General features: G+C 42.6%; 21 protein-coding genes, 4 tRNA genes and 1 pseudogene. 23 read left to right on the forward strand and 3 right to left on the reverse strand.

Translation table 11 applies throughout. The features are described 5' to 3' along the window. Positions 1–190: 190 nt before the first annotated feature. The 15 genes and pseudogenes from proB (at position 191) to luxS (ending at position 14,851) form a co-directional block, all read left to right on the forward strand. A complete protein-coding gene (gene proB / locus Phpb_RS05745; RefSeq protein WP_065389568.1) occupies positions 191–1,294 on the forward strand; it encodes a glutamate 5-kinase in 1,104 nt (367 codons plus the stop codon). Between the two features lie 9 nt (positions 1,295–1,303). Further along, complete coding sequence (gene proA, locus Phpb_RS05750) at positions 1,304–2,557, forward strand: glutamate-5-semialdehyde dehydrogenase (protein WP_065389549.1); 1,254 nt, start codon at positions 1,304–1,306, stop codon at positions 2,555–2,557. 176 nt (positions 2,558–2,733) lie between these two features. Next, the gene (aroL, locus tag Phpb_RS05755) at positions 2,734–3,258 is read left to right on the forward strand and encodes a shikimate kinase AroL (RefSeq protein ID WP_065389550.1); all 525 of its coding nucleotides are present in this window, start codon (positions 2,734–2,736) and stop codon (positions 3,256–3,258) included. 99 nt (positions 3,259–3,357) lie between these two features. Further along, positions 3,358–5,235 (forward strand): annotated as a pseudogene (gene aas / locus Phpb_RS05760) (bifunctional acyl-ACP--phospholipid O-acyltransferase/long-chain-fatty-acid--ACP ligase); the annotation flags it as partial. A gap of 68 nt (positions 5,236–5,303) precedes the next feature. After that, entirely contained in the window at positions 5,304–6,458 is a 1,155-nt protein-coding gene (lplT, locus tag Phpb_RS05765; RefSeq protein WP_420848330.1) for a lysophospholipid transporter LplT, read from the forward strand. A gap of 25 nt (positions 6,459–6,483) precedes the next feature. Continuing rightward, positions 6,484–6,987 carry a nicotinamide-nucleotide amidase gene (gene pncC / locus Phpb_RS05770; protein WP_065389553.1) on the forward strand — a complete coding sequence of 168 codons (504 nt, stop codon included), beginning with the start codon at positions 6,484–6,486 and terminating at the stop codon, positions 6,985–6,987. 105 nt (positions 6,988–7,092) lie between these two features. Further along, positions 7,093–8,160: a recombinase RecA gene (gene recA / locus Phpb_RS05775; protein WP_046394746.1), complete on the forward strand. Its 1,068-nt coding sequence runs from the start codon at positions 7,093–7,095 to the stop codon at positions 8,158–8,160. A gap of 321 nt (positions 8,161–8,481) precedes the next feature. After that, a complete protein-coding gene (alaS, locus tag Phpb_RS05780; RefSeq protein WP_065389554.1) occupies positions 8,482–11,112 on the forward strand; it encodes an alanine--tRNA ligase in 2,631 nt (876 codons plus the stop codon). 246 nt (positions 11,113–11,358) lie between these two features. Further along, positions 11,359–11,544, forward strand: coding sequence for a carbon storage regulator CsrA (gene csrA / locus Phpb_RS05785; RefSeq protein ID WP_002209449.1), 186 nt, complete (start codon positions 11,359–11,361; stop codon positions 11,542–11,544). 386 nt (positions 11,545–11,930) lie between these two features. Then, a tRNA-Ser gene (locus Phpb_RS05790) sits at positions 11,931–12,023 on the forward strand. Positions 12,024–12,033: 10 nt separating this feature from the next. Further along, positions 12,034–12,110: transfer RNA gene (locus Phpb_RS05795), tRNA-Arg, on the forward strand. 88 nt (positions 12,111–12,198) lie between these two features. Beyond that, positions 12,199–12,275, forward strand: a tRNA-Arg gene (locus Phpb_RS05800). An 88-nt stretch (positions 12,276–12,363) separates the two neighbouring features. After that, a tRNA-Arg gene (locus Phpb_RS05805) sits at positions 12,364–12,440 on the forward strand. 183 nt (positions 12,441–12,623) lie between these two features. Further along, entirely contained in the window at positions 12,624–14,183 is a 1,560-nt protein-coding gene (gene gshA, locus Phpb_RS05810) for a glutamate--cysteine ligase (RefSeq protein ID WP_065389555.1), read from the forward strand. Positions 14,184–14,335: 152 nt separating this feature from the next. Beyond that, positions 14,336–14,851 carry an S-ribosylhomocysteine lyase gene (luxS, locus tag Phpb_RS05815; protein ID WP_065389556.1) on the forward strand — a complete coding sequence of 172 codons (516 nt, stop codon included), beginning with the start codon at positions 14,336–14,338 and terminating at the stop codon, positions 14,849–14,851. Positions 14,852–15,083: 232 nt separating this feature from the next. Here luxS and Phpb_RS05820 read toward each other — a convergent pair whose 3' ends face one another. Both Phpb_RS05820 and Phpb_RS05825 read right to left on the reverse strand, forming a co-directional pair. After that, complete coding sequence (locus Phpb_RS05820) at positions 15,084–16,376, reverse strand: HlyC/CorC family transporter (protein ID WP_065389557.1); 1,293 nt, start codon at positions 16,374–16,376, stop codon at positions 15,084–15,086. A 39-nt stretch (positions 16,377–16,415) separates the two neighbouring features. Beyond that, entirely contained in the window at positions 16,416–17,207 is a 792-nt protein-coding gene (locus Phpb_RS05825) for a cytochrome C assembly family protein (protein WP_065389558.1), read from the reverse strand. Positions 17,208–17,392: 185 nt separating this feature from the next. Between Phpb_RS05825 and ffh the strand changes: the two genes are divergently transcribed. From ffh to tyrA, 8 genes are all read left to right on the forward strand, one after another. Further along, on the forward strand, positions 17,393–18,754 hold the full coding sequence (gene ffh, locus Phpb_RS05830; RefSeq protein WP_036814100.1) for a signal recognition particle protein: 1,362 nt from the start codon (positions 17,393–17,395) through the stop codon (positions 18,752–18,754). Between the two features lie 136 nt (positions 18,755–18,890). Continuing rightward, entirely contained in the window at positions 18,891–19,139 is a 249-nt protein-coding gene (gene rpsP / locus Phpb_RS05835) for a 30S ribosomal protein S16 (protein ID WP_036814097.1), read from the forward strand. A gap of 18 nt (positions 19,140–19,157) precedes the next feature. Further along, the gene (gene rimM / locus Phpb_RS05840) at positions 19,158–19,706 is read left to right on the forward strand and encodes a ribosome maturation factor RimM (RefSeq protein ID WP_036782333.1); all 549 of its coding nucleotides are present in this window, start codon (positions 19,158–19,160) and stop codon (positions 19,704–19,706) included. Positions 19,707–19,745: 39 nt separating this feature from the next. Next, positions 19,746–20,498, forward strand: coding sequence for a tRNA (guanosine(37)-N1)-methyltransferase TrmD (gene trmD, locus Phpb_RS05845; protein WP_065389559.1), 753 nt, complete (start codon positions 19,746–19,748; stop codon positions 20,496–20,498). Positions 20,499–20,562: 64 nt separating this feature from the next. Beyond that, positions 20,563–20,916, forward strand: coding sequence for a 50S ribosomal protein L19 (rplS, locus tag Phpb_RS05850; RefSeq protein WP_036814090.1), 354 nt, complete (start codon positions 20,563–20,565; stop codon positions 20,914–20,916). A 294-nt stretch (positions 20,917–21,210) separates the two neighbouring features. Continuing rightward, a complete protein-coding gene (locus Phpb_RS05855) occupies positions 21,211–22,017 on the forward strand; it encodes an alpha/beta fold hydrolase (protein ID WP_065389560.1) in 807 nt (268 codons plus the stop codon). Positions 22,018–22,534: 517 nt separating this feature from the next. Then, on the forward strand, positions 22,535–23,629 hold the full coding sequence (locus Phpb_RS05860; protein ID WP_065389561.1) for a 3-deoxy-7-phosphoheptulonate synthase: 1,095 nt from the start codon (positions 22,535–22,537) through the stop codon (positions 23,627–23,629). 5 nt (positions 23,630–23,634) lie between these two features. Continuing rightward, the gene (gene tyrA, locus Phpb_RS05865; protein WP_065389562.1) at positions 23,635–24,756 is read left to right on the forward strand and encodes a bifunctional chorismate mutase/prephenate dehydrogenase; all 1,122 of its coding nucleotides are present in this window, start codon (positions 23,635–23,637) and stop codon (positions 24,754–24,756) included. Positions 24,757–25,971: 1,215 nt separating this feature from the next. Here the strand turns inward: tyrA and Phpb_RS25945 are convergent. Further along, positions 25,972–26,187 carry a hypothetical protein gene (locus tag Phpb_RS25945; RefSeq protein ID WP_165603270.1) on the reverse strand — a complete coding sequence of 72 codons (216 nt, stop codon included), beginning with the start codon at positions 26,185–26,187 and terminating at the stop codon, positions 25,972–25,974. Positions 26,188–26,202 lie beyond the last annotated feature (15 nt).

The following is a 26,202-nucleotide window of genomic DNA, read 5'->3' on the forward strand; positions in this document are numbered from 1 at the left end:
TGATGGTTAATAACCTGAAAGCCCTGCGGGCTTTTCGCCTTATATCACCGCCCGCATTGGGCGAGGGTTTACGGCGGATTTTGCTAAACTCCTATTTTTTCGATTTAGCATTATGCCTGTTGGCATAACGCTTCTCTCCTGTTAAAACTGAGCACTGTTTTTTTAATTTAAATCTAATGGCAAAAATATGATGAATAGCAGCCAAACATTGGTTGTGAAACTGGGGACGAGTGTACTGACAGGCGGCTCTCGTCGCCTGAATCGAGCGCATATTGTAGAACTGGTAAGGCAATGTGCTCAACAGCATGAAAAAGGTCATCGCATTATTATTGTGACTTCCGGCGCTATTGCAGCAGGGAGGGAACATTTGGGCTATCCGGATCTCCCGGCGACGATTGCATCCAAGCAATTGCTGGCGGCGGTCGGGCAGAGCCGGTTGATTCAGTTATGGGAGCAGCTTTTTTCTATTTATGGTATTCATGTTGGGCAAATGTTACTGACCCGAGCGGATTTAGAAGATCGCGAACGTTTTTTAAATGCCAGAGATACCTTACAGGCTTTACTCGATAATCGTATTGTGCCTGTAATTAATGAGAATGATGCGGTTGCGACGGCAGAAATTAAAGTGGGTGATAATGATAATTTATCTGCGCTAGCGGCAATTCTAGGGGGTGCGGATAAGTTGCTATTGCTGACGGATATTGAAGGGCTATATACCGCTGATCCGCGTAGCAATCCAGACGCAAAACTTATCCCGGAAGTTCATGACATCAGCGATGAATTACGTATGGTTGCCGGTGATAGCATTTCGGGTTTAGGGACGGGAGGAATGGCAACTAAACTTCAGGCGGCGGGGATTGCAGGTCGCGCGGGTATTGATGTCATTATCGCCGCTGGTAATAAACCTGATGTCATCTCTGATGTCATTGAAGGTAATCCGGTAGGTACTCGTTTTCATGGGTTGGAAAGCCCAATGGAAAATCGCAAGCGTTGGATTTTTGGCGCGCCTCCGGCGGGTGAAATTATTGTAGATCATGGTGCTGAAACGGCAATCTGCGGAAAAGGTAGCTCTTTATTACCGAAAGGGATTAAAAATATTAAAGGTGATTTCTCCCGTGGAGAAGTTATCTGCATTCGTAGCCTGTCTGGTAAGGATTTGGCGCATGGTGTTTGCCGTTATAACAGTGATGCTCTACGTTTAATTGCAGGCCGCCATTCACAGCAGATAAGCCAAATCCTCGGTTATGAATATGGTGCGGTTGCGGTTCATCGTGACGACATGATCGTGAGTTAAGGATTCATAATGTTAGAACAAATGGGAAAGGCTGCCAGGGAAGCTGCATGGCAACTGGCACAGCTAAGTACAAAACAGAAAAATCAGGCATTAGTCCGCATTGCAGATTTACTAGAGCAGGAAAGCGCAATCATTTTTGCAGCTAATCAGCTTGATATGATTCAGGCCCGTGGACAAGGCATGAGCGAAGCATTGTTGGATCGTCTGTTATTGACGCCGGAGCGTTTGACAGCGATAGCTCATGATGTTCGTCAGGTATGCCGTTTATCTGACCCGGTAGGGGAAGTCATTGATGGCAGTTTGCTTGACAGTGGCTTGAGGTTGGAGCGTCGCCGTGTACCGCTGGGCGTGGTCGGGGTGATTTATGAGGCACGTCCTAATGTCACCATTGATGTTGCATCTCTGTGTTTGAAAACCGGTAATGCAGTTATTTTGCGTGGTGGTAAAGAGACTCACAACACTAATCAAGCGACAGTGAAAGTCATTCAGCAGGCACTTGAACAGAGTGGATTACCTGCCGCAGCCGTGCAGGCGATGGATAAACCGGACCGTGAGTTAGTTATTCAGCTACTGAAACTGGATCGCTATGTGGATATGTTGATTCCACGTGGCGGTGCAGGGTTGCATAAGCTGTGCCGTGAGCAATCGACCATTCCAGTTATTACCGGTGGAATTGGCGTTTGTCATACTTTTGTCGATGAAAGTGCTGATTTCGATAAGGCATTAACTGTAATCACTAACGCTAAAGTGCAACGTCCGAGTGCCTGTAATGCTTTGGAAACCTTGCTGGTACATCATAAGATTGCGGCTGATTTTCTGCCTGCATTGAGCAAGAATATGAAAGCGCAGGGAGTGACTCTGCATGCGAGTAAATCAGCAATGGCGTTTTTGAAGGATGGACCGGCTAAGGTCGTGGATGTTACGGAAGCAGATTACCGTGATGAGTGGTTATCTCTGGATATGAATGTGGAAATTGTCACTGATATGGAGCAGGCAATTGATCATATTCGTACCTATGGTACGTCCCATTCTGATGCTATTTTGACTCAATCTTTGCACAATGCTGACTATTTTGTTCGTCAGGTTGATTCTGCCGCGGTTTATGTGAATGCTAGCACTCGCTTTACTGATGGCGGCCAGTTTGGCTTGGGTGCGGAAGTTGCCGTTAGCACGCAAAAACTGCATTCCCGTGGTCCAATGGGATTAGATGCGCTAACTACGTATAAATGGATTGGTTATGGGGATGATTTAATTCGTAAGTAATGTGCTTATTGTTACCCCAGAAGTGTGTCTGATTATATTGAAGTTTCGATAAGATCATGCTTTTGGGGTGGCTTTTACCGGATATATTAACTTTTAATTTTACGTTGATGTAAAGTTCTGGTTACTATAGGCGTTAATATATTTTTAACGATGAAATTTATCAAGGATATCAGGCAGTGAACCAAATATTGTTTATTGTAGGTGCACGTGGGGCAGGAAAAACGACGGTTGGAAAATTATTAGCCAATGAATTATCGTACACATTTATTGACACTGATCACTATATCCAACAAACCAATAACATGACCATTGCGGATATTGTTAACCAGCAAGGGTGGCAACAATTTCGGCAATTAGAAAGCCAAGCTTTACAACAAGTTAGTCAAAGCAATCGTGTTATTTCTACCGGTGGAGGGATCATTCTTTCCGCTGCAAATCGCCAATATATGCGACAGAATGGCACGGTGATTTATCTTCAAGCTTCAGCGAGCATTTTGGCTGAACGATTAATGCAGCAACCAGAAAGTACCCAACGCCCTAGTTTGACGGGAAAATCTATTGTTGAAGAAATGGAAGAAGTGCTTGCCGCCAGAGAAAATCTCTACTGTGAATGTGCGAACCATATTATTAATGCGCAACTTTCACCGGAAAAAATTACAACTTATGTGAAAGAAATTATTCTCTCTGGAATAGTCTCCTGACACTATTCAGGTATTTTTTATAGAGAAATAAGACTATTACAGTGTCGAATAATAAATAGTATCTTCTATTTATTTTTTCAAATGGGTTGAGATACGAATATGTTGTTTAAATTTCTAAGGCTTGTTTTTCGTTTAATGTTTCGTTTAACAGTAGAAGGAGATATTAAACAATTTAACCACCCAAAATGCCTTATCACGCCTAATCATGTCTCTTTTCTTGATGGTGTTTTGCTGACGCTTTTCTTGCCGGTTAAGCCAGTATTTGCTGTCTATTCCAATATTGCAAATCGTGGTTTTATGAAACTGGTAAGTCGCTATGTTGAAATAGTCCCTTTGGACCCAATAAATCCAATGGCTGTCAGGGTGTTGGTTAAGGAAATAGAAAAGGGGCGGCCAATAGTTGTTTTTCCCGAGGGGAGAATTACTGTTACCGGTTCTTTGATGAAAATCTATGATGGGGCGGCTTTTATTGCGGCGATATCCGAAGCCGCTGTAGTTCCTGTTCGCTTTGAAGGGTTAGAAAGAACCCTATTCAGCCGATTAAAAGGTATTTTCAAACTTCACCTTTTTCCGAAGGTGACAATGAAAATCCTGCCTGCGACACAATTGCCGATGCCGAATGCGTCTGGTTCGGAGCAACGACGTCGTTTAGCCGGTGAGCGTTTGCATGAAATAATGATGAGTGCACGAATGGCGACCCGACCGCGAGAAACAATATTTGAATCTTTACTGGTTGCACGGAAACAATTTGGTCGTTTTAAGCCCTGTATTGAAGATATTTCTTTTAAAGAAGACAGTTATAACAGTCTGCTTAAAAAAGTACTGGGCGCCAGCCGTGTTTTGCAGCGTTTTACCTGCCAGGGGGAACGGGTTGGTTTTCTTTTACCTAATGCCACTATTATGGTCGCTGCGATATTCGGGGCATCTTTGAGAGGAAGAATACCGGCTTTATTAAACTATACAACCGACAGTCATGGATTGAAGAATGCGGTAGAGATTGCCAGTATTAAAACTATTGTGACTTCCCGACAATTTCTGGAAAAGGAGCGATTAACTCATTTATCTGAGCAGGTTACCGAGGTTAATTGGGTTTATCTTGAGGATTTGGAAGGTACAGTGACTTTTCAGGATAAATTGTGGATCTTGTGGCACCTCTTTTTTCCGAAGCGGGCGATGGTGGCGCAAAAACCAGATGATGATGCTTTGGTGCTATTTACGTCCGGTTCAGAAGCTGTATTAAAAGGTGTGGTTCACAGTCACGCTAGTTTGTTAGCCAATGTGGAACAGATAAAAACCATTACTGATTTCAATCCACTTGACCGTTTTATGTCTTCTCTACCGCTATTTCATGCATTTGGATTGACGGTTGGCTTATTCACTCCGTTGTTGTCTGGTAGCCGAATATTCCTCTACCCAAACCCATTGCATTACCGGATAGTGCCAGAACTGGTATATGAGCGTAACTGTACCGTATTATTGGGTACATCCACTTTCCTGGAGAATTATGCCTATTTCGCTCATTCATATGATTTTGCGCGTCTTCGTTGTGTTATAGCTGGTGTTGAGAAGCTCACTGAAAATACGAAACAGATTTGGCAAGACAAATTCGGTATTCGCATTTTAGAAGGATATGACATGACAGAATGTGCGCCTGTCATTGCATTGAATGTGCCGATGATGGCTAAAGTCGGCACTGTTGGGCGGATTTTGCCGGCAATGGAATCCCGTTTGATTCCAGTAGCAGGAATTAAGGAGGGGGGACGTTTGCAACTGCGTGGCCCAAATATGATGAAAGGGTATCTGAGAATTGAAGATCCAAATCATTTAGAACCACCAGCGGCAAAAGATGAGTATGGGAATATTCAGTCTGATTGGTTTGATACTGGAGACATTGTTTCAATTGATAAGCAGGGATTCTGTACTATTCTCGGTCGGGGGAAACATTTTGCTAAACAGGAAGAAGTCGTGTTATTGGAAAGTGAAGCTGAACAGGAATAATAATCGTGAATGAATCCGTCGTTGTTCAACCGCTATTAACCCGTGGCATGAAAGCCGTATTGGTGTCACAGTTTTTTTCAGCTTTTGCCGATAATGCGCTGTTGTTTGCGATCCTGGCGCAGTTGAAAGCCCAGTTTTATCCTGACTGGAGTCAGCCGATATTACAGATAGTGTTTGTTTTGGCCTATATTCTGTTGGCGCCTTTTGTGGGGCAAACAGCCGATCGTTTCCCGAAAGATCGTGTGATGTTGTTTGCTAATAGCGTCAAGTTGTTGGGCGCGTTTACTATTTGTCTGGGATATGATCCATTTCTGGGTTATGCCTTAGTAGGAGTGGGGGCTGCGTCATATTCACCGGCTAAATACGGAATCTTGGTTGAATTGACCGATGGTGATCGTTTAGTAAAGGCTAATGGTTTAATGGAGGCTTCAACGATAATCGCTATTCTTACGGGCTCTGTTGCCGGAGGTTTTTTATCTGATTGGAACCTGACTATCGCACTGCTTGTTTGTGCGCTGATGTATGGTATCGCTGTTGTCGCTAATTTCTTTATTCCCCGGTTATCGGCTGTACGTCAGGATAAGGGCTGGAATCTGAAAAAGATGCTGACAGACTTTGCTTCATCTTGTTGTATTCTTTGGCATAACAAAGGCGCTCGGTTTTCTTTAATTGGCACCAGTTTGTTCTGGGGGGCGGGTATAACAGTGAGATTCCTATTGGTCTTATGGGTACCTGTTGTGCTGGGAATTTCTGACAATAGCACGCCGACAATACTTAATGTGATGGTTGCTGTCGGCATTATTATTGGTGCAGGTGTTGCTGCCCGTTTCATCACCCTTAAAACAGTCCATCGTTGTATGCCTGCTGGTGTTTTAATCGGCGTGATGGTGGTCATTTTTGCGGTTCAGCAAAATATTTGGGCTTCCTACGTCTTATTAATCATTCTCGGTATTTTTGGCGGTTTGTTTATTGTTCCACTGAATGCATTATTGCAGGAAAGCGGCAGACAAACGGTTGGGGCCGGTTATGCCATCGCAGTACAGAACTTGGGTGAGAATATCGCCATGTTATTGATGCTTGGCTTGTACTCACTGGTTATTAAAATAGGCGTTCCGGTTGTTACAACAGGGATAGGTTTTGGTACTCTGTTGGCGTTGACAATCACGAGTTTGTGGATTTGGAACCGGTTTCAAAGAAATTGATCTTTTACCGGATAAAGAGTGTGTTATGAGTGAAAAAATTCTAACTCAGCTTAGTATTGAACTGGGAGAGAAGTTGAGACAGCAAAAACTGTGGGTGACCTGTGCTGAATCTTGCACCGGTGGCTGGTTGGCGAAAACAATTTCAGATATTGCCGGTAGCTCTGCTTATTTTGACCGAAGCTTTGTGACATACAGTAATAAAGCTAAACATCAGATGCTTGGGGTGTCAGAAGCCGTTTTACAGCAACATGGAGCGGTTAGTGAACAGGTTGTGAGAGAAATGGCCGCGGGAGCACTGAAAGCCGCGCGGGCGGATCTGGCGGTTTCAGTCAGTGGCATCGCCGGGCCTGATGGCGGCAGTGAAGAAAAACCTGTTGGTACCGTGTGGTTTGGATTTGCGTATCTAACGGTAAATGGGGTAGAAGTTGTGTCCCGCAATTGTTGTTTTGACGGTGATCGAAATGAAGTACGCCTTCAAGCTGTCATTTATTCTCTGAAAACATTGTTATCAGAGATTATAAAAAATTAACTTGATGCTGTATGATTATACAGTATAATAACAAACAATGTTTTAGTATCAGAAATTATTCATCGGCAGTGAGAGAACCCTTTCATTGCTTACGAGGGAGTAAAAATGGCTATTGATGAAAATAAACAAAAAGCACTAGCGGCGGCACTAGGCCAAATTGAAAAACAGTTTGGTAAAGGTTCCATCATGCGTTTGGGCGAAGACCGTTCAATGGACGTTGAAACTATCTCCACGGGTTCGTTGTCACTGGATATTGCATTAGGTGCTGGCGGCCTGCCGATGGGGCGTATTGTTGAAATCTATGGTCCGGAATCTTCTGGTAAGACAACGCTGACATTACAGGTTATCGCCGCGGCGCAACGTGAAGGTAAAACCTGCGCGTTTATTGATGCTGAACACGCTCTTGATCCTATCTATGCTAAGAAGTTGGGTGTTGATATTGATAATCTGTTGTGTTCTCAACCCGATACGGGGGAACAGGCTCTTGAGATCTGTGACGCGTTGACACGTTCCGGCGCTGTTGATGTCATTATCGTAGACTCCGTTGCCGCCTTAACGCCAAAAGCCGAAATAGAAGGGGAAATTGGTGATTCTCATATGGGGCTGGCAGCTCGAATGATGAGTCAGGCAATGCGTAAACTGGCCGGTAATTTGAAAAGCTCCAATACGTTGTTGATTTTTATCAACCAAATTCGTATGAAAATTGGCGTCATGTTCGGTAACCCTGAAACCACAACCGGTGGTAACGCGCTGAAATTCTATGCTTCTGTTCGTCTGGATATTCGCCGCATTGGTTCTGTGAAAAATGGCGAAGAGGTTGTTGGTAGTGAGACCCGTGTGAAGGTAGTAAAAAACAAAGTGGCAGCGCCATTTAAGCAAGCAGAATTCCAGATTATGTATGGCGAAGGCATTAACACTTATGGTGAATTAATCGATTTAGGCGTGAAACATAAACTAGTGGAAAAAGCGGGCGCATGGTACAGCTATAATGGCGATAAAATTGGTCAAGGCAAAGCGAATGCCACCATCTACTTGAAAGAGCATCCTGAAATTTCTGCTGAACTGGATAAAAAATTACGTGAAATGCTGTTGCATAATGCTGGCGAATTCAGTAGTGCGGCTTCTGATTACGAAGGCGATGAAAACGAAGAGATGAATAACGAAGAATTCTAATCTGACTAATTATATCGGTAGTCTGTAATTCTCGAATTAAAGCTGAAAAAGTTTTGTCACCAAACTGATACCGCGTTAATAATGGCGCGGTTTCTTCTCTCAGAAAGTAAGTATTATCCATATTATGCGATCATGCTTTCAGAAAATACCCAGACGATTTACAATGTTGTCAGCGAATGGATGTATCTGGGATTTTACTTCTAATAGAAGAACTTTTATCTTATCCCCACTTTGTTTATTCGTGAGTTGAAAGTAGGTGATGGAATATCCCACCTAACCAATTCATAAATCTGTTTTTTCCAGCTTGATTTCGGGACAATTATGAGCAAAAGCACCGCTGAGATCCGTCAAGCGTTTCTCGACTTTTTTCATACTAAAGGGCATCAAATCGTACCAAGTAGTTCTTTGGTGCCAAATAATGACCCAACACTGCTATTTACCAACGCAGGGATGAACCAGTTTAAGGATCTATTTCTTGGACAGGACAAAAGATCTTATTCTCGAGCAACAACAGCTCAACGTTGTGTTCGTGCCGGTGGTAAACATAACGATTTAGAAAATGTAGGTTACACCGCACGCCATCATACTTTCTTTGAGATGCTCGGTAATTTCAGTTTTGGTGACTATTTCAAACATGATGCTATTAGCTATGCTTGGGAACTTCTGACGGGCAAAGATTGGTTCAATTTGCCGAAAGAAAAATTATGGGTGACTGTCTATCAGACAGATGATGAAGCCTATGATATTTGGCAGAACGAAGTCGGCATACCAGCGGAAAGAATTATCCGCATTGGCGATAACAAAGGTGCGCCTTATGCATCGGATAACTTCTGGCAAATGGGTGATACCGGTCCTTGCGGCCCTTGCACTGAAATTTTTTATGATCATGGTGAACATATCTGGGGTGGGCCGCCAGGAAGCCCGGAAGAAGATGGTGACAGATATATTGAAATCTGGAATATCGTCTTTATGCAGTTCAACCGTCATGCCGATGGTACGATGGAGCCGTTGCCAAAACCATCAGTAGATACAGGGATGGGGTTGGAGCGCGTCGCCGCTGTATTGCAGCACGTCAATTCTAACTATGAGATCGATCTGTTCCGTGATTTGATTACTGCTGTTGCTAATGTCACTGGTGCTACAGATGATCTGAGTAATAAATCTCTGCGGGTTATTGCTGATCACATTCGTTCATGTGCGTTTTTGATTTGTGATGGTGTTGTTCCTTCTAATGAAAACCGTGGCTATGTTCTGCGTCGTATTATCCGCCGAGCTATCCGTCACGGTAATATGTTGGGGGCTAAAGATACCTTCTTCTACAAACTGGTTGCGCCATTGATAGACGTGATGGGTGCCGCGGGAGAAGAACTTAAACGCCAGCAAACCATTGTTGAGCAGATCTTGAAAACAGAAGAAGAGCAGTTTGCTCGCACTCTGGAACGCGGTCTCCAGTTGCTAGACGATGAACTGGCAAAACTGTCCGGTGATATTCTGGATGGTGAAACGGCTTTCCGTCTGTATGATACCTATGGTTTCCCGGTGGATTTAACCGCTGATGTTTGCCGTGAGCGTAATATTAGCGTTGATGAAGCGGGATTTACCGTGGCAATGGAAAATCAGCGTCGTCGTGCTCGTGAATCAAGTGGTTTCGGTACCGATTATAATGAATTGATCAAAGTTGATGAATGCAGTGATTTCTCTGGTTACGATCATAACGAACAGCAGGCAACAGTAACTGCTATTTTCCGTGATGGTGAATCAGTCGATCAAATTCAAGCGGGTGAAGAAGCGATTGTTATATTGGATAAGACCGCTTTTTATGCTGAGTCTGGTGGACAAGTTGGTGACTCAGGCATTCTGAGTAATACCGATTGTGCTTTTTGTGTTATTGACACACAAAAATATGGTCAGGCTATTGGTCATATTGGTAAGCTTGAAAAAGGTACCTTAAGTGTAAACCGTAACATCAATGCGGTTATTGATATTGAACGTCGTGATGCAATTCGTTTGAATCACTCAGCAACCCATCTGTTACATGCTGCGTTACGTCAAGTTTTGGGTGAACACGTATCACAGAAAGGCTCTCTGGTTAACGATAAATACCTTCGCTTTGATTTTTCTCACTTTGAAGCGATGAAACCAGGACAGATCCGTCAGGTTGAGGATTTGGTTAATGCCGAAGTTCGTCAAAATTCACCTGTTGTTACTGAATTGATGGATCTTGAAACAGCAAAAACCAAAGGCGCGATGGCACTGTTTGGTGAAAAATATGAAGAACAAGTTCGCGTACTGTCAATGGGGGATTTTTCCACTGAATTATGTGGAGGGACTCATGCAAATCGTACCGGCGATATTGGCTTGTTCCGTATTATTGCTGAATCTGGAACGGCTGCGGGTATCCGTAGGATCGAAGCGATTACAGGTAAAAAAGCGGTGGAATCTGTACATCAACAGGTTGATTTACTTCAAGATATTGCTCAATTAGTGAAAAGTGATATCCATAGCCTGAGTGAAAAAGTACGGGTGACGCTGGATAGAACCAAAGCGTTGGAAAAAGAGCTTCAACAGCTTAAAGATCAGCAGGCTGCACAAGAAAGCGCTTCTTTAGCAAGTAAAGCGAAAGAAGTGAAGGGTGTGAAGTTGCTGGTCAGTCAGTTAAGCAATACAGAACCTAAGGTGTTGAGAACGATGGTTGATGATCTAAAAAATCAACTAGGTTCAGCGATTATTGTGCTTTCTACTGTAAGTGATGATAAAGTCAGCTTAATTGTTGGTGTCACAAAGGATCTGACTGCTAAAATAAGAGCAGGTGAGTTAATTTCTTCTGTAGCTCAGCAAATCGGTGGTAAAGGCGGTGGTCGTCCTGATATGGCCCAGGCAGGTGGCTCTGATGTTGAAGCGTTGCCTTCTGCTTTGGATAGCGTGGAAGAGTGGGTAGCATCGCGGCTATAAGCGGTATTACCTGAGTTTAAGGGGCATCATAGCGTTGTTTTTGTGGTGCCTTGAAGTCTTGTTGTGAAATTGTTAAAAGGTTAAGCGCATATTTATTTATTTTGGCTAAACTATATAGGTAGGAAATGCGCTTAAAATTGCTTATACTTTAAGCATATACCATTGTTTTACGTTTTCACGGTGTTTGATGGATAATAGCGGGGAAACCGAAAGACCCGACTCTTTTAAATTTTCAAGGAGCAAAGAATGCTTATTCTGACTCGTCGAGTTGGTGAAACGCTCATGATAGGCGATGAGGTAACAGTTACAGTACTGGGGGTTAAAGGTAACCAAGTTCGTATTGGTGTAAATGCCCCTAAAGAAGTTTCTGTTCACCGTGAAGAAATTTATCAGCGGATTCAGGCCGAAAAATCTCAGCCAACAACTTACTGACTCTAAGTTGGCGTCCTATCTCTGTCAGAACCGGGCGCCATTTTTGAGGGATCTCACCTCTGTTGTATTTTTTGGTCTTGCTAATTTCTTAAATTCTTGTCTATTTTCCCATCTTTTTTGTTTTTCTATCGCCAGAACAGCGTGTTCCTATCATGCTATTGTGGCGAATAATGATTTGTATGTACTTCAATTGAGGTTGTGATAATTTACTGCTGATAAAGCACACTTTTTGACGGCAAACTAAACATCTTGTGTGTGAAGTGTTCAAATAAACACAGGTTTAGAAAAATTGTTTGACTTATAAGTCTGGGAAAGTAATATGTGCGCCACGCAGTGACGAGGAGCTTAAACAAAAGTTCTGAGTCGCGATTCGAAAGAAAGCGTACGGTGAGATGGCCGAGAGGCTGAAGGCGCTCCCCTGCTAAGGGAGTATGCGGTTAAAAGCTGCATCGAGGGTTCGAATCCCTCTCTCACCGCCATTTAAACCACGCATCCATAGCTCAGCTGGATAGAGTACTCGGCTACGAACCGAGCGGTCGGAGGTTCGAATCCTTCTGGATGCGCCATATTTAGCCTTAAGATGAAATCATCTGAGGCACCATTCAGGTAATAGAAGCAACTACTGCCTTTTACCAAGAGTGAAAAACTGAACACGCATCCATAGCTCAGCTGGATAGAGTACTCGGCTACGAACCGAGCGGTCGGAGGTTCGAATCCTTCTGGATGCGCCATATTTAACCTTGAGATGAGATCATCCAAGGTGCCATTCAGGTGATAGAAGCAACTACTGCCTTTTACCAAGAGTGAAAAACTGAACACGCATCCATAGCTCAGCTGGATAGAGTACTCGGCTACGAACCGAGCGGTCGGAGGTTCGAATCCTTCTGGATGCGCCATATCAAGCCCTGCTTTAACAGCAGGGCTTTTTCCTTTCTGGCTGTCTGTGTTGCCATAACCAACACGCTCTCTGTATGACGCTGAAATGTTTTTGCTGCTATATCTAATCAGCGACAATTTGGCTTGTTTAAGATAAAGTAAACCCTTATAAAAATTCTTCTAAAACACTACGGGAGGTCGAATTGATCCCGGACGTATCAAAGGCTCTATCATGGCTAGAGGCGCATCCGACAATTTTAAATGGAATTCGTCGCGGTGTTGAACGTGAAACATTGCGTATTACTTCCGATGGTAGTTTAGCCATAACGGAACATCCTAAAGCACTTGGTGCAGCGCTTACGCATAAATGGATTACTACTGATTTTGCCGAGTCACTATTGGAGTTCATAACACCAGTTAATGATGACATAAAATATACGATTTCTTTTCTTAGCGATATTCATCGTCATACGGCGCGTATGCTGGATAAAGAAAAAATGTGGCCATTGAGTATGCCATGTTTTATTGATGCGGAGGAGAACATTACTCTGGCTCAATATGGTACATCGAATGTTGGCCGCTATAAGACTTTATACCGTGAAGGGTTAAAAAATCGTTATGGCGCGTTAATGCAGACCATATCCGGGGTTCATTATAATTTTTCATTGCCAATTGAGTTCTGGCGCGCCTGGGCTGGTATTGAAGATGCAGAGAGTGGTAAAGAGCAGATCTCTAATGGCTATTTCCGCTTGATCCGTAACTATTATCGCTTTGGGTGGGTGATCCCATACTTGTTTGGCGCTTCTCCGGCAATTTGTTCCTCGTTCTTACGTGGAAGAGAGACTTCTTTTCTTTTTGATCGGACAGAAGGTGGAACTTGTTATCTGCCTTATGCGACTTCACTAAGAATGAGTAATCTGGGGTACACCAATAAATCACAAAGTGATCTGAATATTACGTTTAATAACCTACACACCTATATTGACGGGTTGAAAAAAGCGATTCGCAAGCCATCTGATGAGTTTGCTAAATTGGGTATTAAGCAAGGCGATAAACATATTCAGCTCAATACCAACGTCTTACAAATTGAAAATGAGTTGTATGCGCCAATCCGACCTAAACGTGTCACAAAAGGGAATGAATCTCCGTCTGATGCGTTGTTGCGTGGGGGAGTAGAATATATCGAAGTGCGTTCATTGGATATTAATCCATTTGCAGCGATTGGCGTCAATGAAACACAAATTCGTTTTCTTGACCTATTCTTAATATGGTGCGTGCTTGCCGAAGCGCCTGAGATGAGCAGTGATGAATTAGATTGTTGCCGTAAGAACTGGGATAGAGTGATCCTTGAGGGGCGTAAACCAGGGCAAATGATTGGTCTTGGTTGTGGAAGTGTGGAAGAACCGTTAGCAAAAGTTGGCAAAAAGTTATTTAGTGACTTGAAACGGGTTGCTGCAATATTGGATAGTTGTTCTGGCACACAATATCAAAAGGTTTGCGAAGAATTAATTGCTATGTTTGATGATTCATCACTGACTTTATCGGCTCGCGTGCTGGAAAAAATGAAGGACCAGGGCATTGGTGGCTTTGGACTGGAACTGGCAGATGAATATCATCAGCAATTGATCAATGAAAAATATGAGGTTATTAGCGACGAACAGTTTGCTATAGAACGCAGGGCCTCCGTAGAGCGACAAGACGCGTTGGAACATGAGGATACGATGAGTTTTGATGAGTATCTGAAACAACAGGCAGGATGCTAGAAAAGAAAACGGCCACAAGTAAAAGTGGCCAAATGGGATTTTCTAGAGAATAGGGATAATAATAACGCGTCTTTCATTCTTTATGACCGGTGGCAGATGAAAAAGTTTCATTTGCTTGAAGAAAAATCTGAATTTTTTGTGGAGATGAAGAAATGCCTTTACTGGATAGTTTTACTGTTGACCATACTCGTATGAATGCGCCAGCCGTAAGAGTTGCTAAGACTATGAAAACGCCTCATGGCGACACCATCACAGTTTTCGACTTACGTTTCTGCATACCTAATAAACAGGTTATGCCTGAAAAGGGTATTCATACACTTGAACATTTGTTTGCTGGTTTTATGCGCAATCACCTCAATGGTGAGGGCGTTGAAATTATTGATATATCGCCAATGGGATGTCGAACAGGTTTTTATATGAGCTTGATTGGCGCACCGGCAGAAATGCGCGTTGCGGACGCGTGGAAAGCGGCGATGGCTGATGTCTTGAAAGTGAAAGATCAGAGCCAAATCCCAGAGCTAAATATTTACCAATGCGGTACTTATCACATGCATTCACTGACAGAAGCTCAGGATATTGCACGTCATATCCTTGATTCAGACGTCCTCGTTAATAAGAATGACGAGTTGGCATTGCCAGAAGAAAAACTAACTGAATTAAAAGTGTAGTTCCATAGCAGTGATAATATTTCGGGTTCCTGAGATAAAGTATACCCTATGGATTTCAAGATGGATCGCGACGGCAAGGGAGCGAATCCCCGGGAGCATAGGAAACTATGTGACCGGGGTGAGTGAGTGCAGCCAACAAAGAGGCAACTTGAAAGACGACGGGTATATTAACAGGAATTTGCCGTTGGAGGTTGGTGATATGCCTCCAGCGGTGTTAATTTTTCGTAGCGATTTAAATAGCTTGTGCTTCTTGCTCAGGAAATTGGCTAATGGGAGTAACTCGAACTTGTTTAATGACATTATCGTTCACTGAAAGTACTTCAAAATTATATTTGCCGATTTGCACTTGTACATTAAGAGCAGGTATTTCTCCTAACTCTTCAAGCACCATACCATTAACCGTTCGTGGTCCATCAACAGGCAATGCCCAGTTAAAGGCTTTATTTAATTCGCGGATATTGGCTGTCCCGTCAACCAAAATAGTGCCGTCGCTTTGTGGTGAAACTTCTTCTGCCAGAGAAGGGGACATTGATGTCGTAAAATCACCGACAATCTCTTCGAGGATATCTTCAACAGTGACCAGACCTTGAATATCACCGTATTCATCAACGATAAGCCCGGCTTTTTCCTTATTGCGTTGGAAATTCACTAACTGGATATTAAGTGGTGTGCTGACTGGGACATAATAGATTTTATCTGCTGCTTTAATCAGATTTCTTTTGGTGAACTCTTTTTTTTCTGTCATCAGTCGGTAAGCTTCACGTACACGAAGAATGCCGATAGCGTCATCAAGCGAATCACGATAAAGCACGATCCGGCCGTGAGGTGAATGAGTTAATTGCCGTATGATGGATTTCCAGTCATCATTAATATCAATGCCAATAATTTCATTACGGGGAACCATAATGTCGCCGATTGTGACTTTTTCCAGATCTAAAATTGAAATCAGCATATCCTGATGTTGCTGTGATAGCTTGGCATTTGATTCATTTACAATAGTGCGGAGTTCATCTTTGCTAATTGCGTGACTAGAGCCAGTAGGGTGTTTGATACCAAGGCAACGCATTAACAATAAAGTAATTTTATTTAGCGTCCAAACTAACGGCAGCATGATTTTCTGTAACGGGCGGAGCAAAAAACTGCTCGGAAAAGCGACTCTTTCAGGATATAGGGCGGCTATCGTTTTTGGCATAACTTCAGAAAATACCAGTACGATAAACGTCAGAATACCGGTTGCAATAGCGACCCCGGCATCGCCATAAAGACGCATACCAATGATAGTAGCGAGTGCTGAGGCAAGAATATTAACCAGATTATTACCGATAAGAATCAGGCTGATAAGCTGCTCAGGATGACGAAGTAATGCTTCAACTCTGTGGGCAGAGCGATTCCCTTGTTTTGCCAGATGACGTAAGCGATAACGATTCATTGTCATCATACCTGTCTCGGAGGCGGAGAAATAAGCTGAGACAATGACCATGATGACTAAAATAATCAGTAATGTGCTTGTTGAAACATGCTCCAAAGCAGAATTCCTTCCAAGTATTGATTGGACATCGTACTCCTAGTAAACCATGATTTCCTGTAATAATCGATTGCCGAAATAGGCGAGCGTCAGGGTCAACGCGCCGATCAGGTTAAACCAGATAACGCGTTTACCGCGCCATCCATCATGGTAGTGGCCCCATAATAAAACGATATAAACAAACCACGCGATGATGGACAAAATTGCTTTATGGATGTTTTCGCTACTGAAAATATTATCTATGTAGAGGATGCCGGTACAGAGCGTCAGTGTTAGCAATATCACGCCAACCTGAGTGATATGAAACATTTTGCGCTCAATGAACATTAATGGGGGCATATCTGGCGTAAAAGAGAGTTTTTTATTTTTAAGCTGATGATCCAACCATCCAAGTTGTAATGCATATAATGCAGCGATAAGTAAAGTTGCGTAACCAAGAAGCGCTAAGCCAATATGAATAGATAATTCAAAGCTGGCCTCTAGATGGGTAATGAATTCACCTGGCATCAGACTCGCCAGGACCAAATTTATCATGGCAAAACTGTAGACAATGGGTAGCAGGAACCAGGCGCGGCCGTGAGAAGCAACAATTGTCATGATGATACAAGTCAGTAAACTGACAATCGAACCTAGATTTAGGAGAGTGAGATTTTGCCCACTGCTAACGTGGAAGATCTGATACTTAAGTGCAATGGCATGACAAGTTAAAGCGACAATCGCAGAAAGTAATGCCAGCCTGCGGTATCCTTTCGATTTCCGCAGTAAGTTGGGAATAATCAGTATCAGGCTGAGTAAATAAGCGAATAAAGAAATTATAGAAAATACTGGCATAGCATTAGCCGTTTTAGCGATAGTCTTTGGTTGAATTAAAGCTTAAGTATACCGCCAGCAAGGATAGCCTCCAACCGTTGTTAATCATCGGTGCGAATCTCTGTGCAGAGATCCCTTACCATCGTGTTATAATTTGCGAAATACGCCTTACAGGTAGCCCATTTTAAAAAAATTGAGCAGAGACAATGTTTGATAATCTAACCGACAGACTATCGCGCACATTGCGCAATATCAGTGGCCGTGGGCGACTGACCGAAGACAATATTAAAGAGACACTGCGTGAAGTTCGCATGGCTTTACTTGAAGCTGATGTTGCATTACCTGTAGTGCGTGATTTTATTTCGTGCGTTAAAGAGAGCGCGGTAGGCCACGAGGTGAATAAAAGCCTTACTCCCGGCCAGGAGTTTGTCAAAATTGTTCAGAACGAACTCGTTAAGGCGATGGGGGAAGTTAACAGTGAACTGAATCTTTCTACTCAGCCTCCTGCCGTCGTATTAATGGCGGGTCTGCAAGGCGCAGGTAAAACGACCAGCGTCGCCAAGCTTGGTAGCTTTCTAAAAGGAAAACAGAAGAAAAAAGTTTTGGTGGTATCTGCTGACGTCTATCGTCCAGCCGCTATCAAACAGCTTGAAACCTTGGCGCAGGCAGTTGGAATTGATTTCTACCCCTCTGACGCTCAGGAAAAACCCGTTGATATCGTGACTCAAGCGGTACAGCACGCCAAATTGAAATTCTATGATGTGCTTTTGGTGGATACGGCGGGTCGTCTGCATGTTGACGAAGCGATGATGGATGAAATCAAGCAGGTTCATAAAGCCATTAATCCAGTGGAAACCCTGTTCGTTGTTGATGCGATGACGGGGCAGGATGCGGCTAATACCGCGAAAGCTTTCAATGAAGCATTGCCACTGACTGGTGTGGTGTTAACGAAAGTCGATGGTGATGCCCGTGGCGGTGCTGCGCTATCTATTCGTCATATTACCGGTAAGCCGATTAAATTCCTGGGTGTTGGTGAAAAAACGGATGCGTTGGAGCCGTTTCACCCGGATCGTATTGCCTCTCGCATCCTTGGAATGGGCGATGTCATTTCTCTGATTGAAGAGATTGAAAGTAAAGTCGATCGCACCCAGGCTGAAAAGTTGGCTTCTAAATTGAAGAAAGGTGACGGCTTCGATTTAAATGACTTTCTAGATCAGCTAAAGCAGATGCGTAACATGGGGGGAATGGCCAGCATGTTAAGCAAAATGCCGGGAATGTCTCAAGTGCCAGATGCAGTGAAATCCCAGATGGATGATAAAATTCTGGTAAAAATGGAAGCGATTATCAATTCCATGACGCGCAAAGAGCGGGAAAAACCGGAAATAATAAAAGGTTCTCGTAAACGTCGTATTGCCAATGGTTCAGGCACTCAAGTTCAAGATGTTAACCGCTTACTTAAACAATTCGACGAAATGCAGCGCATGATGAAAAAGATGAAAAAAGGCGGCCTGGCAAAAATGATGCGTGGTATGAAAGGCATGATGCCACCCGGATTTATGGGCCGTTAATCGATAAAGTCTCGAAGAATATCCACTTTGGATTGCTTTTTGCGCCAAAGTGAGTAAACTTTTCGGGCTTTTTATCTGACAACCGGACTTCGTTCCTCGATGAAGTCTGGTTGTTTTGTTAACTAATGAGGATGTTATGGTAACAATTCGTTTAGCTCGTGGCGGCGCCAAAAAGCGTCCGTTTTACCAAGTAGTCGTGACCGATAGCCGCAGCCCGCGTGATGGTCGCTTTATCGAGCGTGTTGGCTTCTTCAACCCTATTGCAACAGGGAAAGCAGAAGCACTGCGTTTAGATCTGGACCGTATTGAACATTGGATTGGTCTGGGTGCAACTGTGTCTGATCGTGTTTCTACACTGATCAAAGACGCCAAAAAAGCAGCTTAATCTGTCGCGGTGGTAACTATGAGCAAGCAAACCTGTTTTGAACCGCCTGTAAACCCAATTGTATTGGGAAAACTAGGTTCAACTTATGGTATTCGTGGTTGGCTCAGAGTTTTTTCTTCCACCGAACATGCCGAAGACATTTTTGAGTATCAACCGTGGTTTATTCAACGGGCAGGCCGGTGGCAACACATTGAACTGGAAGCCTGGAAACACCACAATCAGGATATGATCATCAAAATTAAAGGTATTGATGATCTGGATGCTGCGAATTTACTGACTAATTGCGAAATTATTGTAGATTCAGAACAACTGCCAGAGCTGGATGCGGGTGATTACTACTGGAAAGACTTAATAGGTTGCCAGGTAATTAACACCGCGGGTTATAACTTGGGGACTGTCAATGACATGATGGAAACCGGTTCTAACGACGTAATGGTAATTAAAGCAAACCTGAAAGATGCATTCGGTATCAAGGAACGGCTAATTCCGTTTCTTGATGGGCAGGTTATCAAGAAAGTCGATCTCGCTACTAAAACCATTGAAGTAGATTGGGATCCTGGTTTTTAAACTCCGGTTATAAGCGGTTGAAATGAGTGGGACGCGATAATGTGGATTGGGGTTATTAGCCTGTTTCCTGAAATGTTCCGCGCAATAACCGATTATGGGGTAACTGGCCGGGCAGTGAAAAATGGCCTGTTAAGTATTGAATGCTGGAATCCACGGGATTTTACCTATGACCGGCATCGTACCGTTGACGATCGACCTTATGGCGGTGGTCCAGGCATGTTGATGATGGTTCAGCCTTTACGGGAAGCCATTCATGCAGCAAAAACTGCGGCGGGCGAAGGTGCAAAAGTGATTTATCTTTCACCTCAGGGGCGCAAACTCAACCAACAAGGGGTTTGTGAGCTGGCAACAAATGAAAAACTGATTTTGATTTGCGGCCGCTATGAAGGGATAGATGAGCGGGTGATCCAAACCGAGATTGACGAAGAGTGGTCTATCGGTGATTACGTACTCAGCGGTGGTGAAATCCCTGCAATGACGATGATCGACTCAGTTTCTCGGTTCATTCCGGGTGTTCTGGGGCATCAGGCATCGGCGGCGGAGGACTCTTTTGCTGATGGATTGCTGGATTGTCCGCACTATACTCGCCCGGAGGTATTAGATGGTATGGAAGTTCCACCAGTGTTGCTGTCTGGAAATCATGCTGAAATTAATCGCTGGCGGCTGAAACAATCGCTTGGCCGGACCTGGCTTAGAAGACCTGAACTTCTGGAAAACCTAGCTCTGACTGACGAGCAAAGGATATTGCTAACAGAGTTCCAACGGGAACATCTAGCTGAAGCAACTAATTAATCCAGACATATCCCCGAAGGGAATGTCTCTGATATATCAGTTTACCTAGGGTAAGAGAATTATTATGAGCAACATTATTAAACAACTTGAACAAGAGCAGATGAAGCAAGACGTACCTTCATTCCGTCCGGGTGACACCGTGGAAGTTAAGGTATGGGTCGTAGAAGGTGCTAAGAAACGTCTGCAGGCATTCGAGGGCGTGGTTATCGCTATCCGTAACCGCGGTCTGCACTCTGCATTCACTGTTCGCAAAGTTTCTAACGGCGAAGGTGTTGAGCGTGTATTCCAGACTCACTCCCCAGTCGTAGACAGCATTAACGTTAAACGTCGTGGTGCTGTTCGTAGAGCTAAATTGTACTATCTGCGTGAGCGTTCTGGTAAAGCCGCTCGTATTAAAGAGCGTCTGAACAGCAAATAATACGCTTTCGTTACATCCGAAAGTTATCATTAAAAGAGGTCAGCAATTGCTGGCCTCTTTTTTTATCCTCAATTTAAAACCACGTTTTGTGGGCGTGGTCATCAATTTGGTTTTGGCTCTGTCTTATTGTAATGAAGAAACAGGCTGAATACGGGCGGGTTTTTGGGAGGATTTTTACTCACCGATAAATTATTCGGCAATACATTATTATCAGATCGTAATAATCTTAAAGACAATTATTTTGAGATTCTTAGAATAATTTCAGGCGTGATTAACTGACGATAAGGATTTGCTTTGAAAACTTTTCAAATACATAACAAAACAATGGCTTACCGAGATGAAGGTGAAGGTTTCCCGTTATTACTAGGGCATAGCTATTTGTTTGATTCTACTATGTGGGCGCCTCAGATCGAGGCTTTAAGTAAAAAATACCGGGTGATTGTTCCTGATCTCTGGGGACATGGAAATTCGGGGGAGCTACCAGAACAACATAGTACTTTAGCTGATTTAGCTCGGGATTACCTGGCGTTGATGGATCAACTTAGCATTAAAGAGTTCGCTATCATTGGATTATCTGCTGGCGGTATGTGGGGAATTGAGTTGGTAGAGATGGCGCCGGACAGAGTTAAAGCACTGGTTTTGATGGATACCTTTGTCGGATTAGAGCCTGAAGTGACTCATACAAAATACTTTGCCATGTTGGATGCGATAGAGCAGGCTGGTGCAATTCCTCAATCTATTTTGCAACAGCAGATAGCGCCAGCCTTCTTTAGTCAGCAACCGGCTCAACATTTGGTTGATGAATTAACTCAGCGTCTGGTAGTCATTCCTGCGGAGACATTGCGTAATAGTGTTGTTCCGTTAGGTAGAATAATATTTGGGCGTGAAGATAGAACGCATTTGTTGGAAAAACTGGATATTCCCTCTCTGGTTATTACTGGTGAACAAGATACGCCTCGCCCGCCTCTGGAAGGTTATTTGATGGCTGAAATATTGCACTGTGATCATATTATTATCCAGGATGCAGGGCATATTTCCACATTAGAGCAACCCCATAAAGTGAATCAGGAATTAATTGCTTTTTTACAGCAAGCTCTGTAACAAATATTTTAATAAAGAGGCCGGATTTTCCGGCCTCAGACCGCTGACATTAGTGTATTGACTTTCCTTAATTAAATTAATGAAAAAGAGGATTGGATATAGCTTAATATTTTATGGGTGCATTCGGTAACTTTATATAAAATATAGACTGAGATTATTGATATTATCTGTTTTTAATAATAAAAATGAGATAAATATATTTTTCACCTAATGATTTTAAATGGAAAAATAAAGTATTAACGATCATAAAATATTGCTATTTGTTCTGATATTAAAATTATTTTAAGATAAGTATTTTTAATGTTTTTCCATATGAAATAATTTAAATATTATTAATTGGTTATAGAATAGATTTATCATTGAATTGACTCCTTTTTCATTTTTTGTAAACAATAATTTACAGTGTTTTAGATTTGTTTACACTTTTGGATTGTATTCTTTACGACGCGTGATATGTTATTAGTCAAATGCATAAAAACAAATGAGTACAGAATGATAATTTGAGGAGAAAATCGACATGTTCATGCAAAGAGATGTACTTAATAACGTTCACATCAGTGGTGAGCAAATTCTTATCACTCCAAAAGAATTAAAGCAACAATACCCACTGAGCAATGATGATCTGCATGCTATTGCAAACGCGCGTAAAACCATTGCTGACATTGTTCAGCTCCGTGATCCCCGTTTGCTGGTAGTGTGTGGTCCTTGTTCTATTCATGACGTAGACGCGGCTTTGGATTATGCTCACCGTTTGGCCGCCCTTTCTGCTGAATTGAGTGATAGCTTGTACATCGTCATGCGTGTCTATTTTGAAAAGCCTCGTACAACCGTGGGTTGGAAAGGTCTTATTAATGATCCATTCATGGATGGTTCATTTGATGTGGAAGCTGGCCTGCATATTGCCCGCCGCTTACTACTCAGTTTGGTTAAAATGGGATTACCTCTTGCAACAGAAGCTTTAGATCCGAATAGTCCACAATATTTGGGGGATTTATTCAGTTGGTCTGCAATTGGCGCGAGAACCACGGAATCTCAGACACACCGGGAAATGGCTTCAGGTTTATCTATGCCTGTTGGTTTCAAAAATGGGACTGATGGTAGCTTGAGCACGGCAATTAATGCGATGTGTGCCGCCGCTATGCCACACCGTTTTGTGGGAATAAATCAATCGGGGCAGGTGTGTTTATTACAAACTCAAGGAAACCCGAATGGGCATATTATCTTGCGTGGAGGTAAGACCCCTAATTACAGCGCCCAACATGTAATGGAATGTGAACAGCAAATGATTCAGTCTGGATTATTGCCATCCTTGATGATTGATTGTAGTCATGGTAACTCTAACAAGGATTTTCGTCGCCAAAGTTTGGTTGTGGATTCTGTTGCGGATCAGATCATTTCAGGGAATCGATCTATTACTGGCATTATGTTGGAAAGCAACATTAATGAGGGTAACCAATCTTCTGAACAACCGCGTAGTGAAATGAAATATGGTGTATCAGTTACTGACGCGTGTATTAGTTGGCAGACGACAGAGGCAATTCTAAGAAAATTACATCAGCAACTTAGCAGGCAATTGTCGCAAAGAATGACAGTACTGAAAAAAGCGGGATAATAAATATGGCGGCTGAATTATCTCAATTGCGGGATAAGATTGATGAAGTGGATAAAGCTTTGCTGGGCTTGCTGGCAAAGCGTCTGGAATTGGTTGCAGAGATTGGTGAGGTAAAAAGTCAGAATGGGTTGTCAATTTATGCGCCTGACAGAGAAATGGCGATGCTTGCTTCACGTCGGCAGGAGGCTAAAGAGTTTGGTGTTCCGCCGGATTTAATTGAAGATATTCTGCGCCGTATTATGCGTGAGTCCTATACCAGTGAAAATAACAAAGGGTTTAAAACACTTTGCCCTCAATTGGGGCCAATAGTCATTGTTGGTGGTTTAGGCAAAATGGGGAAACTGTTTGGCCGCTTGTTAACATTGTCTGGTTATGAAGTCAAAAATCTGGAACCACAAGATTGGCCTGACGCGGAGCAGATTCTGGCGGGAGTGGGTATGGTGATTATCAGCGTACCTATTCATTTGACGGAAGAGGTTATTCGCCGTTTACCGCCATTACCTGACCATTGCATTTTGGTGGATTTGGCGTCCGTTAAACAACAGCCATTACAAGCTATGCTTGATGTGCATAAAGGTCCAGTGTTGGGATTACATCCTATGTTTGGGCCGGATGTCGGTAGTTTGGTAAAACAAGTTGTTGTTTACTGCGACGGACGTCAAAAGGAAGCTTATCAATGGTTTTTAGAACAGTTGTTGATTTGGGGGGCTTGCTTGCATCAGATGAATCCTGAACAGCATGATAAAAACATGAGCTTCATTCAGGCGTTGCGCCATTTTACGACATTTGCTTATGGGCAACATCTCGCACAGGAAGGTGCTGATTTACAGCAACTATTATCAATATCTTCACCTATTTACCGTTTGGAACTGATCATGGTCGGGCGGTTGTTCGCGCAAGATCCTCAGCTCTACGCGGATATTATTATGTCATCACCAGAGAATATTGATCTTATACGCCGTTATCATCAAAGTTTTGGACAAGCGTTAGAGATGTTGGAAAGCCAGGATAAACGGGCTTTTGTCAGCAGTTTTGAAGATGTTAGTGAATGGTTTGGTGATTATGCGCCTCATTTTATGAGAGAGAGCAGGGTATTGCTTCAACAAGCGAATGATAGCCGCCAATAGCTATATCCTATGGATTTCAAGATGCATCGCGACGGCAAGGGAGTGAATCCCCGGGAGCATACGAACTATGTGACCGGGGTGAGCGAGTGCAGCCAACAAAGAGGCGATTTGAAAGATAACGGGTATAAAAAGAACCGGATATGACAATACCTTGTTCAAATTGCTGACAAGTTTAATGGTATTAATGAGGGTGAAAGGCTTTGCAGATTAGATCACATTAAAGGCATAAAATGGAGGCGTAGTTTAAATTAGACCATAGAAAAGCAATGCTATTGGACGGATTAAAGACGTGTAAAGCAAGTTTAAACTGGCGTATTTAAGGTATCGCAATTTTACATGGTAGATGTGCAATATAATAATGCTGAAAATAGCTGAGTTATTATTTGGTTAAATTATTTATTTTCGGGTTTTGTTACGCAGTTTTTTTATCATCGAATTATTTAACTGGTTTAGTAAAAGGTTATTCACCGGTTGAAAACGTTATTAAAGATGGTTTTTGGGGAGATATATTTTCTGGTAAACGGATAAACCTATTCATATTTTTATTTGTCTTTTTTTCTAGGTATGTAAGCATTGATAAAGCCAGTTTTTATTTTTTACTGATAGCTTTATGATGGGCAGTTTTTAAGCTGTTATTAAAAGTCATGGTGTTAACTTCTGGGTTTAATCGGTATAAGGTTTTAATCGTGTTTTAACCCCCTTTAATACCTGCTTTTTAGTTGGTAAATGAATCTGGGTGGAAAAAAACTGAACCGGATTTAATCTGACAGATACCGGTATAAATAATTGGTAATTGCTAGCGCTGAGATAGTATAGCTTTTAACAGTTTTTTTCTCTCTTTTAATGCCCTGTTTTATTAAAGTTTAACCATCATGGTATGTGGTTTTACGCTTAATGAGCATTAATCATATCCGTTTTAAGCATTAACAAAACCGATTTTCGTTTATTATTTTAACTGATAATTTTATGATGTGTAGTTTTCAAATTATTATTAAAAGTCATGGTATTAGCTCCTGGGTTTAATCGGTATAAGGTTTAACCGTGTTTTCCCCCTTTTCACCCCTGTTTTTTATTAAGTTTAATTATCCATCATGGATATCGTGTTTTATATTTAACGGACATTAATCATACTAGTTTTTTATCTTTACTGACTCCGTTTTATTGACAATGCTGAACAGTCTTTATCAGTCACCACTCTTTATTTTTTTTCTTAAATCAGCTAGTAAATGGTTTAATGGTGTAAAGATATTCTTTTAGCAAAATCTGCCGTAAACCCTCGCCCAATGCGGGCGGTGATATAAGGCGAAAAGCCCGTAGGGCTTTCAGGTTATTAACCATCACGTTCACTGCCAGCCCGTGGGGGACACGGCCAAAAAAAGCGGTTAAAATACATAAACTATCCCGATGAGCGCTGATGATGTTAAGAGCCACCAAAGTCCGCATTTA

Source organism: Photorhabdus namnaonensis (assembly GCF_001684335.1).
GTDB classification, from domain to species: Bacteria; Pseudomonadota; Gammaproteobacteria; order Enterobacterales; family Enterobacteriaceae; genus Photorhabdus; species Photorhabdus namnaonensis.